At 41.6% G+C, this 17,757-nt stretch carries 9 protein-coding genes; all 9 read left to right on the plus strand.

Annotated elements, in window-relative coordinates:
* The first annotated feature begins 109 nt into the window (after positions 1–109).
* The 9 genes from EL210_RS13770 (at position 110) to EL210_RS05345 (ending at position 17,750) form a co-directional block, all read left to right on the plus strand.
* A complete protein-coding gene (locus EL210_RS13770; RefSeq protein WP_018920745.1) occupies positions 110–481 on the plus strand; it encodes a hypothetical protein in 372 nt (123 codons plus the stop codon).
* 118 nt (positions 482–599) lie between these two features.
* Complete coding sequence (locus EL210_RS05310; protein ID WP_018920744.1) at positions 600–1,724, plus strand: 1-acyl-sn-glycerol-3-phosphate acyltransferase; 1,125 nt, start codon at positions 600–602, stop codon at positions 1,722–1,724.
* Position 1,725: 1 nt separating this feature from the next.
* The gene (locus tag EL210_RS05315; protein ID WP_018920743.1) at positions 1,726–5,250 is read left to right on the plus strand and encodes an MMPL family transporter; all 3,525 of its coding nucleotides are present in this window, start codon (positions 1,726–1,728) and stop codon (positions 5,248–5,250) included.
* 39 nt (positions 5,251–5,289) lie between these two features.
* Complete coding sequence (locus EL210_RS05320) at positions 5,290–5,520, plus strand: phosphopantetheine-binding protein (RefSeq protein WP_018920742.1); 231 nt, start codon at positions 5,290–5,292, stop codon at positions 5,518–5,520.
* Positions 5,510–6,859: a class I adenylate-forming enzyme family protein gene (locus tag EL210_RS05325; protein ID WP_018920741.1), complete on the plus strand. Its 1,350-nt coding sequence runs from the start codon at positions 5,510–5,512 to the stop codon at positions 6,857–6,859. The genes EL210_RS05320 and EL210_RS05325 overlap by 11 nt, the downstream gene beginning before the upstream one ends.
* A 467-nt stretch (positions 6,860–7,326) precedes the next feature.
* Positions 7,327–11,274, plus strand: coding sequence for a hybrid sensor histidine kinase/response regulator transcription factor (locus EL210_RS05330; RefSeq protein ID WP_036889378.1), 3,948 nt, complete (start codon positions 7,327–7,329; stop codon positions 11,272–11,274).
* A 190-nt stretch (positions 11,275–11,464) separates the two neighbouring features.
* A complete protein-coding gene (locus EL210_RS05335) occupies positions 11,465–14,563 on the plus strand; it encodes a SusC/RagA family TonB-linked outer membrane protein (RefSeq protein ID WP_018920739.1) in 3,099 nt (1,032 codons plus the stop codon).
* Positions 14,564–14,573: 10 nt separating this feature from the next.
* On the plus strand, positions 14,574–16,241 hold the full coding sequence (locus EL210_RS05340; RefSeq protein ID WP_025879638.1) for a RagB/SusD family nutrient uptake outer membrane protein: 1,668 nt from the start codon (positions 14,574–14,576) through the stop codon (positions 16,239–16,241).
* 27 nt (positions 16,242–16,268) lie between these two features.
* Positions 16,269–17,750: a hypothetical protein gene (locus EL210_RS05345; RefSeq protein WP_025879639.1), complete on the plus strand. Its 1,482-nt coding sequence runs from the start codon at positions 16,269–16,271 to the stop codon at positions 17,748–17,750.
* Positions 17,751–17,757: the final 7 nt, after the last annotated feature.

Genomic DNA, 17,757 nt, shown 5'->3' on the forward strand with positions numbered 1-17,757 from the left:
AGAAAAAATGGCTTTCCGAGGCCTCTGATGAGCAGAAAACAAGAAAAAATGGCATTCCGAGGGCTCGGATGAGCAGAAAACAAGAAAAATTGGCTTTCCGAGGGCTCGGATGAGCAGAAAACGGAGAAAATTGGCTTTCGGCCACGGCCGAAGAGTAAAAAACAACGAAAACAGCGTTTCGGCCATGGCCGAAAGCTTAAAAACGGAGAAAATTGACTTTCGGCCGCGGCCGAAGAGTAAAAAACAACAAAAACAGCGTTTCGGCTATGGCCGAAAGCTTAAAAATGGAGAAAACTACGTTTCGGCCACGGCCGAAACTGAAAAAACGCCTCAAACAGGCTTTCCAACCCCTTGGATGAGCAGAAAACAGGAAAAATGGCTTTCCAACCCCTTGGATGAGCTGAAAACTGAAGAAAATGGCTTTCCAACCCCTTGGATGAGCAAAAAACTGAAGAAATTGGCTTTCCAACCCCTTGGATGAGCTGAAAACTGAAGAAAATGGCTTTCCAACCCCTTGGATGAGCCGAAAATAGAAAAAACAGGCTTTCCAACCCCTTGGAAGCGGGAAGATAGACGCTTAAACAGAATTCATAATAACAATGGACAAGAAACAATTTGACGACATCAGACCTTATAATGCTGAGGAAATACCTGCGGCTATGGTACGCATTGCCAATAGCTCTTCATTTCCGATTTTGGCATCTTATGTTTATCCCAACGAACCGATTGAAGAGGTGCGGCAGCGTATTGCTGACTATAAGACCGTAAAAGAGTTCCAGACTGAAACCATGCGCATGGTCAATCAGCGTGTGATAGAACATAGTATTTCAGAGTTTACTTGTTCCGGTTTGGATAAGTTAAGTCCTGATGAGCATTATCTCTTTGTATCCAATCATCGTGATATCATGTTGGATTCCAGTTTACTTCAGTATTTCTTGGTAACGAGAGATTTTGATACTACAGAAATAACGTTCGGTGCAAACCTGATGATGAATCAGCTGGTAATTGATATCGGGAAAAGCAACAAGATGTTTAAGGTGGAACGTCCAAGCAATAACATAAAGGATTTCTACCGAAGTTCAAAGCATCTGTCAGAATATATCCGATATGTCATCACGGAGAAAGGACAGTCTGTTTGGATAGCTCAACGCAATGGACGGACAAAAGACGGAAATGATGCCACAGACCAAGGTATCATCAAAATGTTCTGCATGTCTTGTCCCGAAGATAAGATAAAAGCGATTGATCAGCTGCATATTGTGCCGGTGGCAGTTTCCTATGAGTGGGAACCTTGTGACATACTGAAGACACTCGAACTCTATGAGTCTCAATTCTCCAAATATACCAAAAAGCCGGGAGAAGACCTTAACAGTATTCTCACGGGAATAATACAGGATAAAGGCAGAGTGCATTTTGAACTTTGCGACCCTGTAGCCTATGTAGAATTGGCCAAGTTTGAAACATTGACAAACAATGAATATCACAAGTCTGTGGCTAAGCTTTTAGACAGTAGGATTAACACGGCTTATCGGCTTTATCCAAACAACTATATTGCCTATGACCTGCGCTATGGGACAACCAAGTATCAGGAATGTTACACGCAGGAACAGAAAACCGCATTTATGAATCATCTTAAGCGTCTGGAGCAATATGACACTTGTGATATAGAAAAGCTGATGGATATATTCTTGGGAATCTATTCCAACCCGGTAAAAAATAAATAGGATGACAGAAACAGTACAGAGGTTATATGATTATATGAAGGCGCATAGAATGCTCTGTGTGCTTTCTTTCGTGGTTGTGACTTTACTCTTGGTTATGTCGGTACTCCGTCTGAACTATAAGGAGGATATAGCCGACTTCCTGCCCGTTGACAGTGAACATCACAATGCATTGAAGGTTTATCAGGATATATCAGGAGCCAACAAGATATTCGCGGTTTTCCAATATCGTGACACAACTAAGGCCGACCCGGAGATGATGGTGGGGAGTATAGATGCTTTCGTTGAAGATATACAGAGAAGTGATACGGCCCATATGATATCTAATATCGTGTCGCAGGTGGATTTAGAGAAACTGTCTGAGGTAACCGACTTCGTTTATAACAATATTCCCTACTTTCTTACAGAGAAAGATTATGCGCGGATGGACAGTGTGCTCAATGCGCCCGATTACATGTCCGGACAGTTGCAGCAGGATAAGCAGATGCTGATGTTTCCTGCAGGAGGCATGCTTTCTGATAACATACAACGTGATCCTCTTAATCTTTTTACCCCTGTCGTACAGAAACTGCAGCATACAGACACAAGTCTTAAGTATGAGTTGTATGATGGTCATATCTTTTCTCCCGATATGCAGAAAGCCATTGTGATGATAAATTCTCCGTATGGAGCAAGTGAAACGGAGAACAACACGCAACTCATTTCATTGCTGCAGGCATGTAGCAAGAAGGTGATTTCTCACCATAAAAATCTTGATATCCATATTATCGGTGGCCCTGTTATAGCTGTGGGCAATGCTTCCCAAATCAAGTCCGACAGTATTTTGTCTGTCACCATAGCCGTAATACTCATCATGGCGCTGCTTCTTTTCACGCTGCGCAATCTACGTAATATCTTCTTGATAGCCCTATCCATAGCGTGGGGCTGGCTCTTTGCTATGGGAGGATTGGCTTTACTTCACGACAGTGTTTCTATCATCGTTATTGGAATAAGTTCAGTTATCTTGGGTATTGCTGTTAATTATCCATTGCATTTCATCGCTCATCTCTCTCATACGCCTGATAAGAAAAGAGCTTTGCGCGAGATTGTGATGCCTCTCCTTGTGGGCAATATCACGACCGTAGGTGCGTTCTTAGCATTGGTTCCATTGCAGTCAGTAGCTTTGAAAGACTTAGGTTTGTTCAGTTCTTTCCTATTAATAGGAACGATAGTCTTTGTTTTGATTTATCTCCCGCATGTTTCTAAGGAAACCAAGGAAGTGAAACATACGTTTTTAGATAGGATAAGTGATGTTTCTTTAGAAAACAAACCGGTTGTTGTTACGATAGTCGTTGTTTTGACTTTGGTTTTTGGGTATTTCAGTTTTCAGACAAAGTTTGATGCCAACATGTCTAATATCAACTATATGACAGAGGAGCAGAAGGCTGATATGGCTTATTTCCAACGCACTATGGCCACTAATGGTGAGTATCAAAAGGTTTATGCTGTGACTTCCGACTCAACGATGAATGGCGCATTGGATAAGAATCTCCGTTTACAGCCGACCCTTGACAAGTTGGTGAAGTTGAAGATGATTCATGATTACAGTTCTTGCAGTCAGTTTATTGTTTCTACAGCTGAACAAAAGCGTAGGCTGGCGCTATGGCAGGACTTCTTGCATCGCCATAAAGAGAAACTTACGTCTTCTTTGCGCTCTTCAATGCAAGCGGAAGGTTTTGCTGCAGAGAGTTTTGAAGACTTTTACGCGTTGTTAGACAAGACTTATCAGTTACAGCCCATTTCTTATTTCTCTCCGCTGACGAAATCTCTCTTTGCCGGTAATCTCAGCACAGACAGTATCGGTAAACGGTATAGCGTTGTAAATGTGCTTTCTGTAAAAGACAATGATGTCAAGAGAGTGAAAGACGCATTGTCTGATACCGATAGTTTCAGCTTTGATATTGTAAGCATGAACAGTGCCATAGCCAATCATTTGTCAAATGACTTCAACTATATTGGCTTGGCTTGTGGTTGCATTGTGTTCTTCTTCTTGTGGTTATCCTTTGGCAGTCTTGAGCTGGCGCTGCTGTCTTTTATCCCGATGGCAGTGAGCTGGTTGTGGATATTGGGCATTATGTCATTGTTTGGAATGCAGTTCAATATTGTCAATATCATTCTTGCCACGTTTATTTTTGGTCAGGGTGACGACTATACCATATTTATGACAGAAGGCTCGATGTATGAATATGCTTATCGGCGCAAGATGCTTGCATCTTACAAGCATTCAATTATCATTTCTGCCTTAATCATGTTTATCGGTATTGGCACTCTGATTGTGGCTCGCCACCCGGCACTACATTCTTTGGCAGAGGTGACAATTGCGGGAATGCTCTCGGTTGTTTTAATGGCTTATATTTTCCCTCCACTTATCTTTAAGTTTCTTGTGAAGTCATCAGGGAAATACAGACAACGTCCAATCTCCATTATCAACCTCGCTGTAATGGGACTCAGTGCATTGGTATTCTTTATCCAATTGTTTACGGTCTATCTGTTGGGAATTGTTCTTTTGGAGCTTTTGCCCCATTCCGAGAGACGTCGTTTGTGGCTCAGGCGTTATCAGCAGCGTCTGTTCTTGTTTGACTTAAAGCATATTCCGCGTGTGAAGTTTTCAGTGGAAGGCATTACAGATGAGACTTTCTCAACGTCTTCAATCATCATCAGTAATCATCAATCGATGCTCGATGCAGCCATATTCATGGCATTAAGTCCAAAGACAATTCTTGTTTCAAATGAGAAAGTAAGCTGTAATCCCATTATCAGGAGGATATTCAAATGGAATGGTTTTATAACGTTGTGCGATATGAATTCCATAGACGATAACCTCATCAAGAGCTATGTGGCTAATGGTTATAGTCTTGTTATCTTCCCCGAAGGCATACGCAATGCACATTCTTCGATACGCCGTTTCCATAAAGGTGCGTTCTTATTGGCTGAACGATATCAGCTTGATATTCAGCCGTTCATCATTCATGGATTGAATATGGTACTTCCAAGGAATAGCATCCAGGTGTTCCCTGGTCAGATGACGATAAGGGCTTATGGGCGGATGAATCACAAAGGGAAAACACCTTATGCAGAACTTACGTCTCAGTTACATGACTTCTACAAGAAGGAGTATGCCCAGATAGCCCGTCAGACAGAGACGGCATCTTACTTTTCGCCTCTTGTTTTGGATCGCTATCGCTATAAGGGTGAGGAGATTTTCCGCGCAGTGTGTAGGAAACTGAAGAACAATAATAATTATACACAATACGTTGACTCTATGGATGAACCTCCTGTTGTCCTTGTTAAGAACGGTGGATACGGTGAGTTTGCCTTGCTTTATGCATTGGTACATAAACAAACAAAGGTGCTGGTTTATGAAACGGATGAAAACAGAAAGGCTTTACTGACTTATTGTGCCAAGGATTTGGTTGATAATCTGGAGGTAATAGAATGTTTGGATGTTGAAAAGGAAGGGCATAACGACCTAAAAGTCTTTTCTTTATAACTCCATTTTACATATAATTAAACGAAAATAAACATAGATATGAAAGAAGATATTCGCAGAAAGTTAGAAGAAATCTTACCAATAGTTGATTTCGATTCAGAATTCCTTTTCCAGGAACTTGACTCGTTGGGAATAACGACAATCTTGATGGTTCTCTCTGAAATGTATGGTATAGAGTTGAGCCATTCAGATGTAACGCCAAGAAACTTCAAGACACTTGATAGTCTGGTTGAATTGGTGAAACGAAAGCTGAACAAAGATGATGATTGAAGATAAGCTGCGTGAGAATGCCGAACTTCATCCTGATAAGCTTGCGCTTCTGTGCAATGGCGAGTCTTACACCTATGGCCACTTGTATCAATTGGTTTTAGATAAGGCTGCTTCAATGAAGGGAATGAGGGGGCAACTCATTCCGATGATCGCCACTTCAACGGCTGATTTTCTCATCTCTTACTTTGCAATCCATCTTTCGGGAGCTGTTGCCGTTCCTTTACATAAGGATATTCCTGCACAGAAGTATAATGAATATTCCCGCTTGTTGTCGCAGCAGACGGCTCCACATGATGTAGCAGATATTCTTTATACCACGGGAACTACTGGCAATGCAAAGGCTGTGATGATCAGTCATCAAGCGATTTGGGCGAATGCAGAGAACCTTGTGCATGCTCAAGGGTTTAGTTCTGATCTGACGTTTATCATCAATGGGCCGCTAAATCATATAGGCAGCTTGTCGAAGGTTTATCCAACGATTTACGTGGGGGGCACTATTTGCATTATTGAAGGAATGAAAGATATCCATAAATTCTTTAATGCTATTGAGGATGCACCCACAAAAGTGGCGACATTCTTGGTTCCATCGGCAATCCGAATGCTTATAACATTGTGGAAGAAAGAGCTGAAAGCCAGTGCGGATAAAATTGATTTTATAGAAACAGGAGCTGCACCAATGGCTGCCTCTGATATGAAGTTGTTCTGTGAGTTGCTGCCCCATAGCCGATTATACAATACTTATGCTTCTACCGAAACGGGTATTATCTCTACATACGACTATAATGATGACGAGTGTCTTGCCGGCTGTTTAGGCCTTCCGATGAAGCATTCCTCGTTCTTTATCACCGAAGATGGGCATGTTGCCTGCAAGGGAAAGACCCTCATGTCGGGCTATTGGAATGATGATGAGGCAACGGCGATGGTGCTGCGTGACGGAGTTATCAAGACTGCCGACTTGGGGTATGTTGATGAAAAAGGTCGCCTGCGATTGCAGGGGAGGGGTGATGATACGATAAATATTGGTGGATATAAGGTCGCTCCGACAGAAGTTGAAGATGCTGTGCTGGCTTTTCCTGCAGTGAAAGATTGTGTTTGCGTTTGTGCTATGCATCCTGTCATAGGCAATGTCTTAAAGCTTTTCGTTGTTCCTCGTCATGATTATGATAGGAAAGAACTCATCGCTTTTCTCAAAACAAGACTCGAAACCTATAAAATTCCGGTTCTTTATGAGGAAACTGACAGCATTCATCGAACCTTCAATGGTAAGATTGACAGAAAGACTTACCAAAAGAAACCGCAGGAAAATATATCTATTCAAGTGTTGGAAAAGAAGAAATAAAAAGGAAAGGAAAAAGAGAAGGGGGAGAGGAGTATTATATATTTCTAAAGATAGTCTTTTAGATTGCAATATATTGATTGTCAGTTTATTATGATGTTTGATGCAAAGAGGAGAGGAAGTCCACATGAGAATGCGGTGTAATCTCTATTGAATCACCATGCAATCTGCGTCAAGTTATCACGTGTTTTGACTCAAACTGCGGTGTGTTTTGCATCAAATTACAACGCATCCCAAAAGGATATGAATAATAAAGTCTTCAAAATCGAATTATGACTTCTTTTTGTTTAGTGCATTTTGCGTATGAATTGGCGAAAGACATAATGCTGACTTTCTCTTTTAGTTCCTTGTCTTTCTTGATATTCATAGTTGTTTTCTCGTGCTGATATTATATTTTTGTATTAACCATTGTGATAAGTCGAAAAATTTATGTAAGTTTGTAGACGTTTCAACCAATGTTTTCATAAACCTTGATTTTTAAATTACGATCACTTTATACCATTATCTTTGGTTGGCTTTGTTGGCTATCAGTAGTGCAGGCTGAGGCTGCTGACTATTATTTCAAGCGCTTTTCGATTGAACATGGTCTGTCGCATGCCACGGTCAATACTATACTTCGGGACCACCGTGGAACTTTATGGGTGGGCACTCCTTTAGGATTGAATCAGATTAATCGTGGCAGTATCAAGAAATATTTCTATCCTTCGGTGGAACATCCGTTGTCGCAAACTGGCGCTGTTGTTCGTCTGTTCGAAGGTCGCGACCATCAACTTTGGGCCATTACCAATCATGGACTCTACTGTTACGAGCCTGCCAAAGATGATTTTTCTGTTAGAATAGAACGGCCTATTCAGTCTGTTTGCGAGGTGGGTGGCGGTGTTCTTTTCGGTGGCTATTCAGCTCTCTATCGATGGAATTATAAATCTCGCGAGCTTACTCGGTTACCTTTTCTTAAAAAGGACTTACCTACAGGCGATTATTTGATTACTTTTCTAAGGCAGATTAACCGTAATACTATCTTGGTGGGTACAGAGAGCAATGGCATCTACACTTATTCGTTGGCTGATTTTCGGCTCCGTCCACTTATTGTCAAAGGCGAAATGGTGCTCAATGCAATATATTGGGATAGCAGTAGGCATGAATTGTGGCTCTCGCTTTATGATCAAGGGTTGTTTTGTTATAGTCAATCTGGTAGGCTGCTTCACCACTATGATACCGGCAATAGTGCGTTGACCAATAATATAGTATTGACCATCTTGAAACATCAAGGACGGCTATGGGTGGGCACAGATGGTGGTGGCATCTCTGTCATAGATCAACGGACGGGTGCATTTACAAATATCCGTCATATTCCCGGTGATGGTAATTCACTGCCGGTTAATTCCATTAAGACACTCTATGAAGACACTTATGGTAATCTGTGGGCGGGTACGGTGCGTGATGGTTTGTTTGAATTTAAGGAAACATATATCCGAACCTACACCGATTGTGCTTTAGGTAAAGGGAACGGATTGAGTGATCGTGTGGTGAATTGCATATTTAGAGGTGCTGACGGCAAGCTATGGATTGGTACCGATGGTGGCGGAATCAATGAATTGAATCCTGTTACAGGTGTTTTCACTCATCATTTGAATACCTATAATGATAAAATAGTTTCCATTACAGATTTGTCTGCTGTAGATTTATTAGTCTCTCGTTATGGGCATGGATTGTCCGTTTATCACACGCAGAGCCGTACGTATAGTCCTTTCCCAATAGTCAATGCATCTGTGAATATCGAGGAATGCCGCTCGGGTTTTGTACCCACAGCTTATCGTATCTCTAAAAATATGCTTTTGATATTGGCGCGCAATGTTTATATTTATGAAACCGATAGCCATCGTTTCTCAAGGTTGCGGTTCGCCCATGGCACAAAGCCCCGACTGTCACTCCAAATGATGCTTGCTGATGGCCTTACGCTGCTTTCAAAGGATAACTGTTTGTATCGTATTGATACTTTAGGCAATATTCGCTTGTTATCTGCATTGAAAGACGATTTACAAATTACAGCTGTGTGTCGCAAACAAGCAACGGACCGCTTGTGGATTGCAACTTCAGATGGGCTTTATACGGGACTGATGTCGCATCCGCAGGGTATACGTAAAGTGGCAGGCAATCTTTTTGGACGTATATCTGCGATGCAATTAGATAATCGAAACCACCTTTGGATTAACTCTTCTAATATGCTTTTCTCCTATGATATCCTTAATGGGCGGTGTATGATGTGGGATGACACTGATGGCTTTCTGCCTAATGATATCCTTACTCATTCCATCACGTTTCGTGATTCCCCCTATATCTATATGGGAGGTATTAACGGACTGGTGAAAATTGATAAGTCTATTTCGGGGGGAAAAAACGATGCAATGATGATTTATTTGCAAGCAGTGGACTGCAATGGCAAACGTTATACGGCAAAAACTTTTCCACATGAGATTTCGCAGAACTTTAACTCATTGCACATTCACATTGCAGTTAATGAGAATGATGTTTTTCGGCATGTGCTCTTTCGCTATCGTATACGGGGTGAACAGCAAAATTCTGTCACCGAGTCCTATCGCTCAGAATTCAGTATTCCCTCGTTGACTCCAGGTGATTACACCGTTTCTGTAGCTTGCATGACAAAGAATGGGAGCTGGACTCCAGAGAAATCACTTGTTGTCTTTCGCGTATTGCCGCCTTGGTATCGTCGTCCATGGTTTTTAATCTTGGCATTTTTAGTGTTGGTAGGCATGGGCGCATTAGCAATAGGGTGGACCATTCGGCGTAATCAACAGCGCATGAAATGGAAGATGGCACTTCATCAACAGGCACTCCATGAAGACAAGATAGAGTTTCTTACCAATGTCAGTCATGAGTTGCGTACACCACTGACATTGATTTATGCCCCACTCAAGCGCTTATTGACAGGTAGCGATACTTTGTTTTCCGAACCTCAACGTCAGCAGCTTGAGCAGGTGTTGAGGCAGGCGGGATATATGAAAAATATTATCAACTGGGTGTTGGAATACGACAAGACAACCTCGCAGTCGAGTTCTCTTACACTTACTTTTACTGACATTAACCATTTGTTGGAAGAAGTTGTGGAAGATTTTGCGCAGGAGTTTGCAGAGAAACATATTCTTATGGAGTTTGATTTGGATGATACGTTGCGGCCGCTTGAAATGGATCGAGCGAAAATTCGGGTCGTAGTATCAAACTTATTGATGAATGCGCTTAAATTCAGTCGTGAAGAAACTAATGTGATACTTCGAACATCACTGCATGAAGGTTGGCTTCGTGTACAGGTTGAAGACCATGGTGTGGGCTTTGGACATCTTGATAGGGAACAGCTCTTTACACGATTCTATCGGGGACGAATCTTGAAGCCGGGCAGTGGCATTGGGCTTGCTTATTGTCGTGAGATTATTGAGCAACATGGTGGACAGATAGGCGCTGAGGATAATCCTGGTGGCGGTGCTATCATGTTTTTTAGTCTGCCTTATAGACAGGCTGTTTCTGCGGAAGTAACCAATAGCCAAGCAGAAAATAAAGGTGAGGTTGTCTGCAAGACAATATCCCACATGCTCGATCTTTCGGCTTTCTCGGTATTAGTGGTCGATGATAATACTGATTTTTTAAGCTTTCTGCACACCTCTCTGCAAGCATATTTCAGGCGAGTTTTTCGTGCTCATGACGGAAAAGAGGCGTTGTGCTTGTTACGACAGCAACAACCTGACCTTGTAGTGAGCGATGTCATGATGCCTATCATGGATGGTTATCAACTTTGTCAGACAATCAAGGAAGATATTGAAATCAGCCATATTCCTGTGGTGTTGCTTACAGCAAAGAGTGATGCTGAGAGTCAGAAAATTGGTTATAAATTAGGTGCAGATGCCTATATAGCTAAGCCTTTCGATATAGAACTACTTTTATCGGTCATAGAGATGCAGCTACGTCGCAGAGAATTATTCAGACAGAAATATCAGTATAACCTACTGACACTTTCTCCCCAACAGACAACGATTAGCAATGCTGACGAACAGTTCATGTGCAAACTTCAAGCAGCTGTCAAAGAGGGGTATGCCGATGCAGCATTCGATACAGCTCAAGTTGTGGATATCCTCGCCATGAGTCGTGCATCGCTCTATAATAAAATGAAACAATTGACAGGCTTAGGTGTAAACGAGTTTATAAACAACTATCGTATCACTATTGCATCATCTATGCTCAAGGAAACAGATAAACCTATTGGAGATATTGCTTTTGAAACAGGTTTTGCATCATCTCGCTATTTTAGTACAGCTTTCAAAGCGGCTACGGGATATACGCCTACAGCTTATCGGAAACAGCATTATAAGGGTGATGATAGCTCTTCAACTTCTGAGCGGGAGGATTAATGGAAGAACTTCTTTCTGTTGTTATTCTATATAAAACCTTGAAATAAGTTGTTTTAGACAGAAACGGAATAACTTTAGACGTTTTTAGACTTTGGTTGAAAGACTTTTTTCTAACTTTGTGACGGAAAACCAAAAGCCATTTTCTATAAACCTAAAAAACATTTATTCAATCTATTTTATTTATTATGACATGAGAAAAGTTCTTCTGTTATTCATTTCCATCTTTTTTTGTTGTTCACTTTATGCGCAGCAGAAAAATCTTAGCGGAATCGTGAGTGAGGCGGAAAGCGGTGAACCTCTCACGGGTGTTTCTGTAAAAATCAAGGGAACAGGCAAAGGTACTGTTACTGATGGCAAGGGACAATATAAGATTGCCGTGGATGTAAATCAAGTATTAGAGTTTTCGTTTCTCGGTATGACAACACAACAGATCGTAGTGAAATCCTCTACGGCTGAGCGATTAAATATCGTGATGCGCCCCGACCAATTAGCGCTTGAAGATGTGGTTGTTGTCGGCTATGGCGTGACAAAGAAACGCGACTTGGCTGGTGCAATAATGTCGTTGAAACCTGATAATATTCAGGCCGGTGTGGTGAGTGATATGTCACAGTTTCTTAAAGGTAGGGCCTCTGGTGTACAGGTGAGACAAAACTCCCTCGAACCAGGTGGTAGTGTATCGGTGCGTGTACGTGGTGCTTCTTCGGTTAGTGCAGAGAACGAGCCTTTGTATGTTATTGATGGTTTTCAAACAGACAATATGACGCAACTTAATGTTGATGATATTGAATCAATTGAAATTCTCAAGGATGCCTCTACGACAGCAATCTATGGTGCACGAGGAGCTAATGGCGTTATTCTTATTACAACAAAGAAAGGAAAAGCCGGACAAATCCATGTGGAGTATTCTAATAGTTCTGCAGCCAAACTGATGTATGATCCATGGGATTTATTGGATGCAGGTGAAACAATAGCGTTAGAGCGTCGCTTGTATGAGCAGGATCCTACGATGACCAGTAGCCGTTGGACGGCAGAGCAAGCTAAGTTTCGTGGTAAAGGTACCGATTGGGTGAAAGAAACGACGCGTAACACAATCACCAATTTGCAGCAGTTGTCTGTCTCTGGAGGTAGTGATCGGATTACAGGTTATGCTTCGGCTAACTATCTTACAGAGCCGGGCATTCTTTATAATACGGATTATAAACGGTTCGGTGGCCGTACCAATCTGTCTTTTAAGCTCAGCGACCGCATACGAATAGGAGCGAATCTCAATTTTGCGCAGTCAAAAAAGAAGTTCCTTGATATGGGAACTATCTCGTCTGATAAGAATATAATGTATCGCATATTCAATCTTGAACCCTGGAAAAATACGGAGGGGTATGATGTGTTTGGCGTGAAAGCTCGTCGTCCAGGTGTATTCGATGAAATGAATGGAGCCTCTCTCAATCGTACTTTTACCACTGTTTATGCTATCATATTTGCAGAAGCAGATATTCTGCCAACGCTGACAGTTAGTGGTCGCTACACATATGCCTATGATCATTTGAAAACGCAAAAATATTACGATCGTTCTACAACCATAGGACAATCGTATGGTGGTCAGGCATTTGTTGGGCATGAAGAAAATGCAAAACACCAAATTGAAGAAGTTCTCACTTGGACACCAAACTTAGGTGCACAGCATTCATTGAAACTTATTGGTGGTACATCCTATATTCATCAAAAGGGGTGGGGCGATGAAGTGCAAGCCTATGGATTCGCCTCTGACGTGTTCCGTTATCGCAACATTGGTGCTGCAGAACATTTGGATTGGATAGGTTCTGGTGAGTCTGTATTGAAGAAAGCCTCATTCTTTGGACGTGCTGAATATATCTTTGCTGACAAGTATATAGTTAATGCATCTTTGCGTTCTGATGGTTCTTCGGTTTTTGGTGCTGATTATCGTTGGGGTGTTTTCCCTGCAGGTTCTTTTGCTTGGCATATCGGTGACGAACCTTTTATGGCATTTACGAAACCACTATTCTCGAAAATTAAATTGCGTACAAGTTACGGACTCAGTGGTAATGATGGTATTCGATTTGGACTTTCACAGTATCAGTACTCTGTTCGTGATGTACACATTAGTGGCAATGAAGCACAAAAGGGTATGTACCCATCTAATCCTTACAACCATAAACTGCGTTGGGAAACAACTCGACAGTGGAATATTGGCGCAGACTTGTTAATGTTTGACGGACGAATTGAAGCAAGTTTTGATTATTATATCAAGCGTACAAAAGACCTCTTAAGTCCTGATGCTATTCATCCTTCAGGTGGTTTCCCCAACTATACTAATCCAGATGGACGTCGTTTCGAATATACGGCAATGATGTTGAATGATGGTGAAATTGATAATCGCGGTTTCGAATTCTCAGTTAAGTCTACCAACATCAGTACAAAGGACTTCGTATGGACTTCTATGTTTAATCTTTCGACCAATCGTAGTAAAGTGTTGAGACTCAACAATGGACAAGCTCGTTTCCAGTATATTCGCCCTCATGGTTCATATGAAGAAAAAGAATATATCATATTAAAGGAAAACGAACCGTTGAGTGCTATCTATGGGTATGTTTTCGATGGTATTATCCAGCAGGGAGAACACTATAAGCCGCAACCCAATTCTGTAGCTGGTGATCCAAAGTTCAAAGATCTCAATAATGACGGAGTCATTGATGCACGTGACCGTAAGGTGTTGGGTACAGGCATTCCTAAAACAATCTTAGGTTTACAGAACACTTTAACTTATAGGGATTTTGATTTCTCTATGTTCTGGGAGGCTTCTTTGGGAGCAAAGATGCTTAACTTAACGCGTATTTATCTTGAAGATAATAATCGTATCAAGGAATCAATGGACCGTTGGACTCAAGGTGGACGTATTATGACCGATGCAAATGGAAAGACTTATACAACAGAGGGAAATCATTCTATCTCAGTTCCACGTAAAGGTTATACTCGAAAGGCCGAGGTACAATACGGATCGTATATCAATTCACGCTTCGTAGAGAATGCCAACTATTTGAAGTTACGTAATATCGAGTTGGGCTATACCCTAAAAGGAAGTTTGCTGAAGCTTAACTTTATCAAGACCGTACGATTATTTGTCGGTGCCCAAAATTTAGTAACAATAACCAAGTACAAAGGTTTTGATCCCGACATCAGTACTAATGGCAGTAGTGCAGTTTCACAAGGATTAGATCTTAATTCATATCCTGCATACCGAACATTTAATTTTGGTGGTAAAGTAACATTCTAACAATAAGATTATGAAGATTATTTGTCAAAATAAGATTGCGTGGATTATTTTATCTATTGTAATGATGGGCAGCTTGTGTGCCTGCAATTTAGATGAGGATCTGGCATCAGTGTACAATGCAGATAATGCCTATGTGACTGAGCAGAATGCCCAAGAAGGTGTAAATGGAATTTATCGCTATCTCAAGGAAGGTACGCATCCTGCAACGTTTTATCTCAATGATGTATCGACTGATGCGGCTTATAAGGCAGGATTGGACTATGAAATCATGAATGACAACAATCTTTCAGGGAACGTCGATGTTGCCCGTGCTTACAACGGCAACTGGCAGATGATAGGGTGTGCCAACTCTGCAATCGACAATATCACGCCAATGGCAGAGGATAAGTTTAAGATTGCCGCACATAAAAAGGAGCTTCTAGCCGAGGCTCATTTTATGCGGGCATTTGCTTATTATCAACTTACCAACGCTTTCTATCGAGTTCCATTGATTACGAATGGCTTTTATGATGCCGTTTCATCGCCAGTGCTGGCTTCTGTAGAGGAGCTTGATACACAGATAGAGCAAGATTTGTTGATTGCAGCATCTGGTTTACCCGACATATGGGATAAGAAAAATGTAGGTGGTGAAGGTGGAAGACCTACTTCGGGGGCTGCTTATGGCTATCTGATGCGATTATATATGCGTAAGGCAGGCTATCTGCGCGAACTGGGGAAAGATGCAACTGCAAGCTGGCAATTAGCACTAAATTATGCTAATCGTGTCATTGCAACTGGTCGGTATGCACTTCAACCCAAAATCTGGGATGTTTTTGATCCTACTTCTGAAAAGAGTTTGTACAACAATGAGATAATTTTTGCGGTGCGTTCCAGTGAGCGAGTTCCTTCGGGAAGCTCGGACATTGCTTTGTATTTCACACCATGGAGCTATAACTATGGGTGGGATATTTTTAGCATTCCTTTAGAATTGTATTGGAAATACGACATGTCCGATGAGCGCTTTTCCAAGCTCTTGGTAGGTGAATATACAGATGTGTATAATGCTAACAAAAAGTATAAAGTGCCAACTCGTACACAAGTGGGAACCCTCAACAATGAGAATAGTAGTCCTATTGTCGTGGAATTGGGACAGGCTTATACCAATAAATATTTTTATGAGAAAGCTGGAACCTATAATTATAATACGCCCAATAACTTGATTCTTTTACGTTATGCTGATGTTTTGTTATGCAAAGCCGAAATTTTGAACGAATTAAATGGGCTTAATCAGGCTTCTGTCGATTTGTTGAATCGTATTCGTGAACGTGCCTTCGGTAATACTGCCCATAATTATAGTTTGGCTGACTTTGCTACTCAGGCTGATTTTCGGTCGGTACTTTGCGACGAACGCTTGTTAGAATTCAATAATGAAGGATGTCGGCGTATTGATTTAATTCGAATGGGGCTATGGAAAGATAGAATGGATACTTATATGGATGCAATCAAAGCCAAGATTGAAACCAAAGAACATAATATGGGATTGGCTTCAGGAGCATTGAGTGCAGAGTGGTCTATCTATCCCAAGTTCTCAACAACGCCACTTAAACGTTTCGATAAACGGCGCTATTATCCTATTCCTAAGGTATACAGCAGCAAGTATCCTGATTTGCAGAACAATCGCAATTTTAAAGAAGAATAAGTGTTAATGTTGTAAAGATTAAAGCATATGATGAATTATAAAACTAACATCTTTTTGATGTCTGTGATGTTATTGCTTGCCGCATGTAGCAGTGAAGGCAAAGATAGTCGTTTCACAGAGAATCCTGTCAGCCATGTAACGGCTCCCGAAGTTGGCGAGTTGGTGAAGGAAAAGCAGACACTTTGGAATTTCGATACCATGAAAGATTGGGTGGTTGCCAATCAAGGTAGCGACCAGGTTAATCATGCATCGATTGAGAATAACGCAGGATGTAAAGACGGAAAGGCGCTCAAGATATACACTGCTGCCAATACGCAGCAGCGAAAGAAAGTACGTACCGTGCAGCAATATGGTTCTGGACTTTATACTTGGCGCACTTATATATCCGACTTGGGCGAAGTAGAGCGCACAAGTATCGGCTCATGGTTATGGCATGACGACAAGCACGAGCTTGATTTCGAAGTGGGATCAGGCACGGCTGCCGAGCGAACGGCACTCGGACTTGCCTCTGATGAGGTGGTTGCTTATATCACAAGTCAGGATAATCCATGGTTGCAACAAAAGGTTGGTATAAAGAAAAATGCTTGGCATGAATTTCAGATTGATTTGAAATTGGTAGGCAATAAGTATTTTGCGACTTGGCTTATCGATGGACATTCTTATGCAATTCAGCAATTATCGTATGGTGAAGAGGTTCCTTTCTACATCTTTTGTAGTACAGAAAACTTGAAGTTTATAGGCGATACATGGCCCTATCAAACTAATTATGGATTGTGGGACTATGTTTCCTATGTTCCTTACAGTTATTCTGCTGCTGCAGTTACTCCCGAAAAGCCTGTTGAACCTATAGATCCGGCACCCGAACCCGATGAAGGAGAGGTGAAGAGGTGGACTTTTGACAGTATGCCTGTAGGTTGGAATGTGTGGACAAATGTAGGTGCTGACGGTGTGGGCTATTATGGTGTAAGCGACGGTCACTTGGTACTTTCGAACGATAGTTACTGCATTACATCGAAGATAGAATACTCTGCGCCCGTAGGTTTCGGTAAGTATGTGTGGCGATTGCGCTTCCCCAAATTGGCTGGAGCCGAGAAGTTCATGGCTGGTGGAACGCTATATACTGCTAATGAAGCTAAAGGTCCACACACACTGACTATTGTTGGCTGGTATGGCCCAGATACAGAACGAACCCGTTTGGGTGCCCAAGCTGGTGATTTATTACTGCGTATCTATTCTGAAATCCCTGCTTTGGATCGTTGTATAAAGGTATTGAAGCCTGATACCGACTACAAATTGAGTATAGAATTGAAGAAAGTGGGTGGAAAATATGTAATCGTATATGCTATTGACGATGAAGTAATTCAAACACTTCCTGCTAATTATGGTGCGGACTTAGTGAAGTTCCTGTTGATAGCATCTGCAGAATCCAATCGTGGATGGATGCCTGGAAATCCACTGACAGCAAAGTATGCCGCTAAGTTTGACTATATTGAATACACGGCTTATTAAGTTACAT

Origin of the sequence: Segatella oris (assembly GCF_900637655.1) — a bacterium.
In the GTDB taxonomy this organism is placed as follows: Bacteria; Bacteroidota; Bacteroidia; order Bacteroidales; family Bacteroidaceae; genus Prevotella; species Prevotella oris.

Coding starts and splice junctions, on each gene's coding strand:
- EL210_RS13770 (WP_018920745.1), top strand. CDS start 110: ATGAGCAGAAAACGGAGAAAATTGGCTTTCGGCCACGGCCGAAGAGTA.
- EL210_RS05310 (WP_018920744.1), top strand. CDS start 600: ATGGACAAGAAACAATTTGACGACATCAGACCTTATAATGCTGAGGAA.
- EL210_RS05315 (WP_018920743.1), top strand. CDS start 1,726: ATGACAGAAACAGTACAGAGGTTATATGATTATATGAAGGCGCATAGA.
- EL210_RS05320 (WP_018920742.1), top strand. CDS start 5,290: ATGAAAGAAGATATTCGCAGAAAGTTAGAAGAAATCTTACCAATAGTT.
- EL210_RS05325 (WP_018920741.1), top strand. CDS start 5,510: ATGATGATTGAAGATAAGCTGCGTGAGAATGCCGAACTTCATCCTGAT.
- EL210_RS05335 (WP_018920739.1), top strand. CDS start 11,465: ATGAGAAAAGTTCTTCTGTTATTCATTTCCATCTTTTTTTGTTGTTCA.
- EL210_RS05340 (WP_025879638.1), top strand. CDS start 14,574: ATGAAGATTATTTGTCAAAATAAGATTGCGTGGATTATTTTATCTATT.
- EL210_RS05345 (WP_025879639.1), top strand. CDS start 16,269: ATGATGAATTATAAAACTAACATCTTTTTGATGTCTGTGATGTTATTG.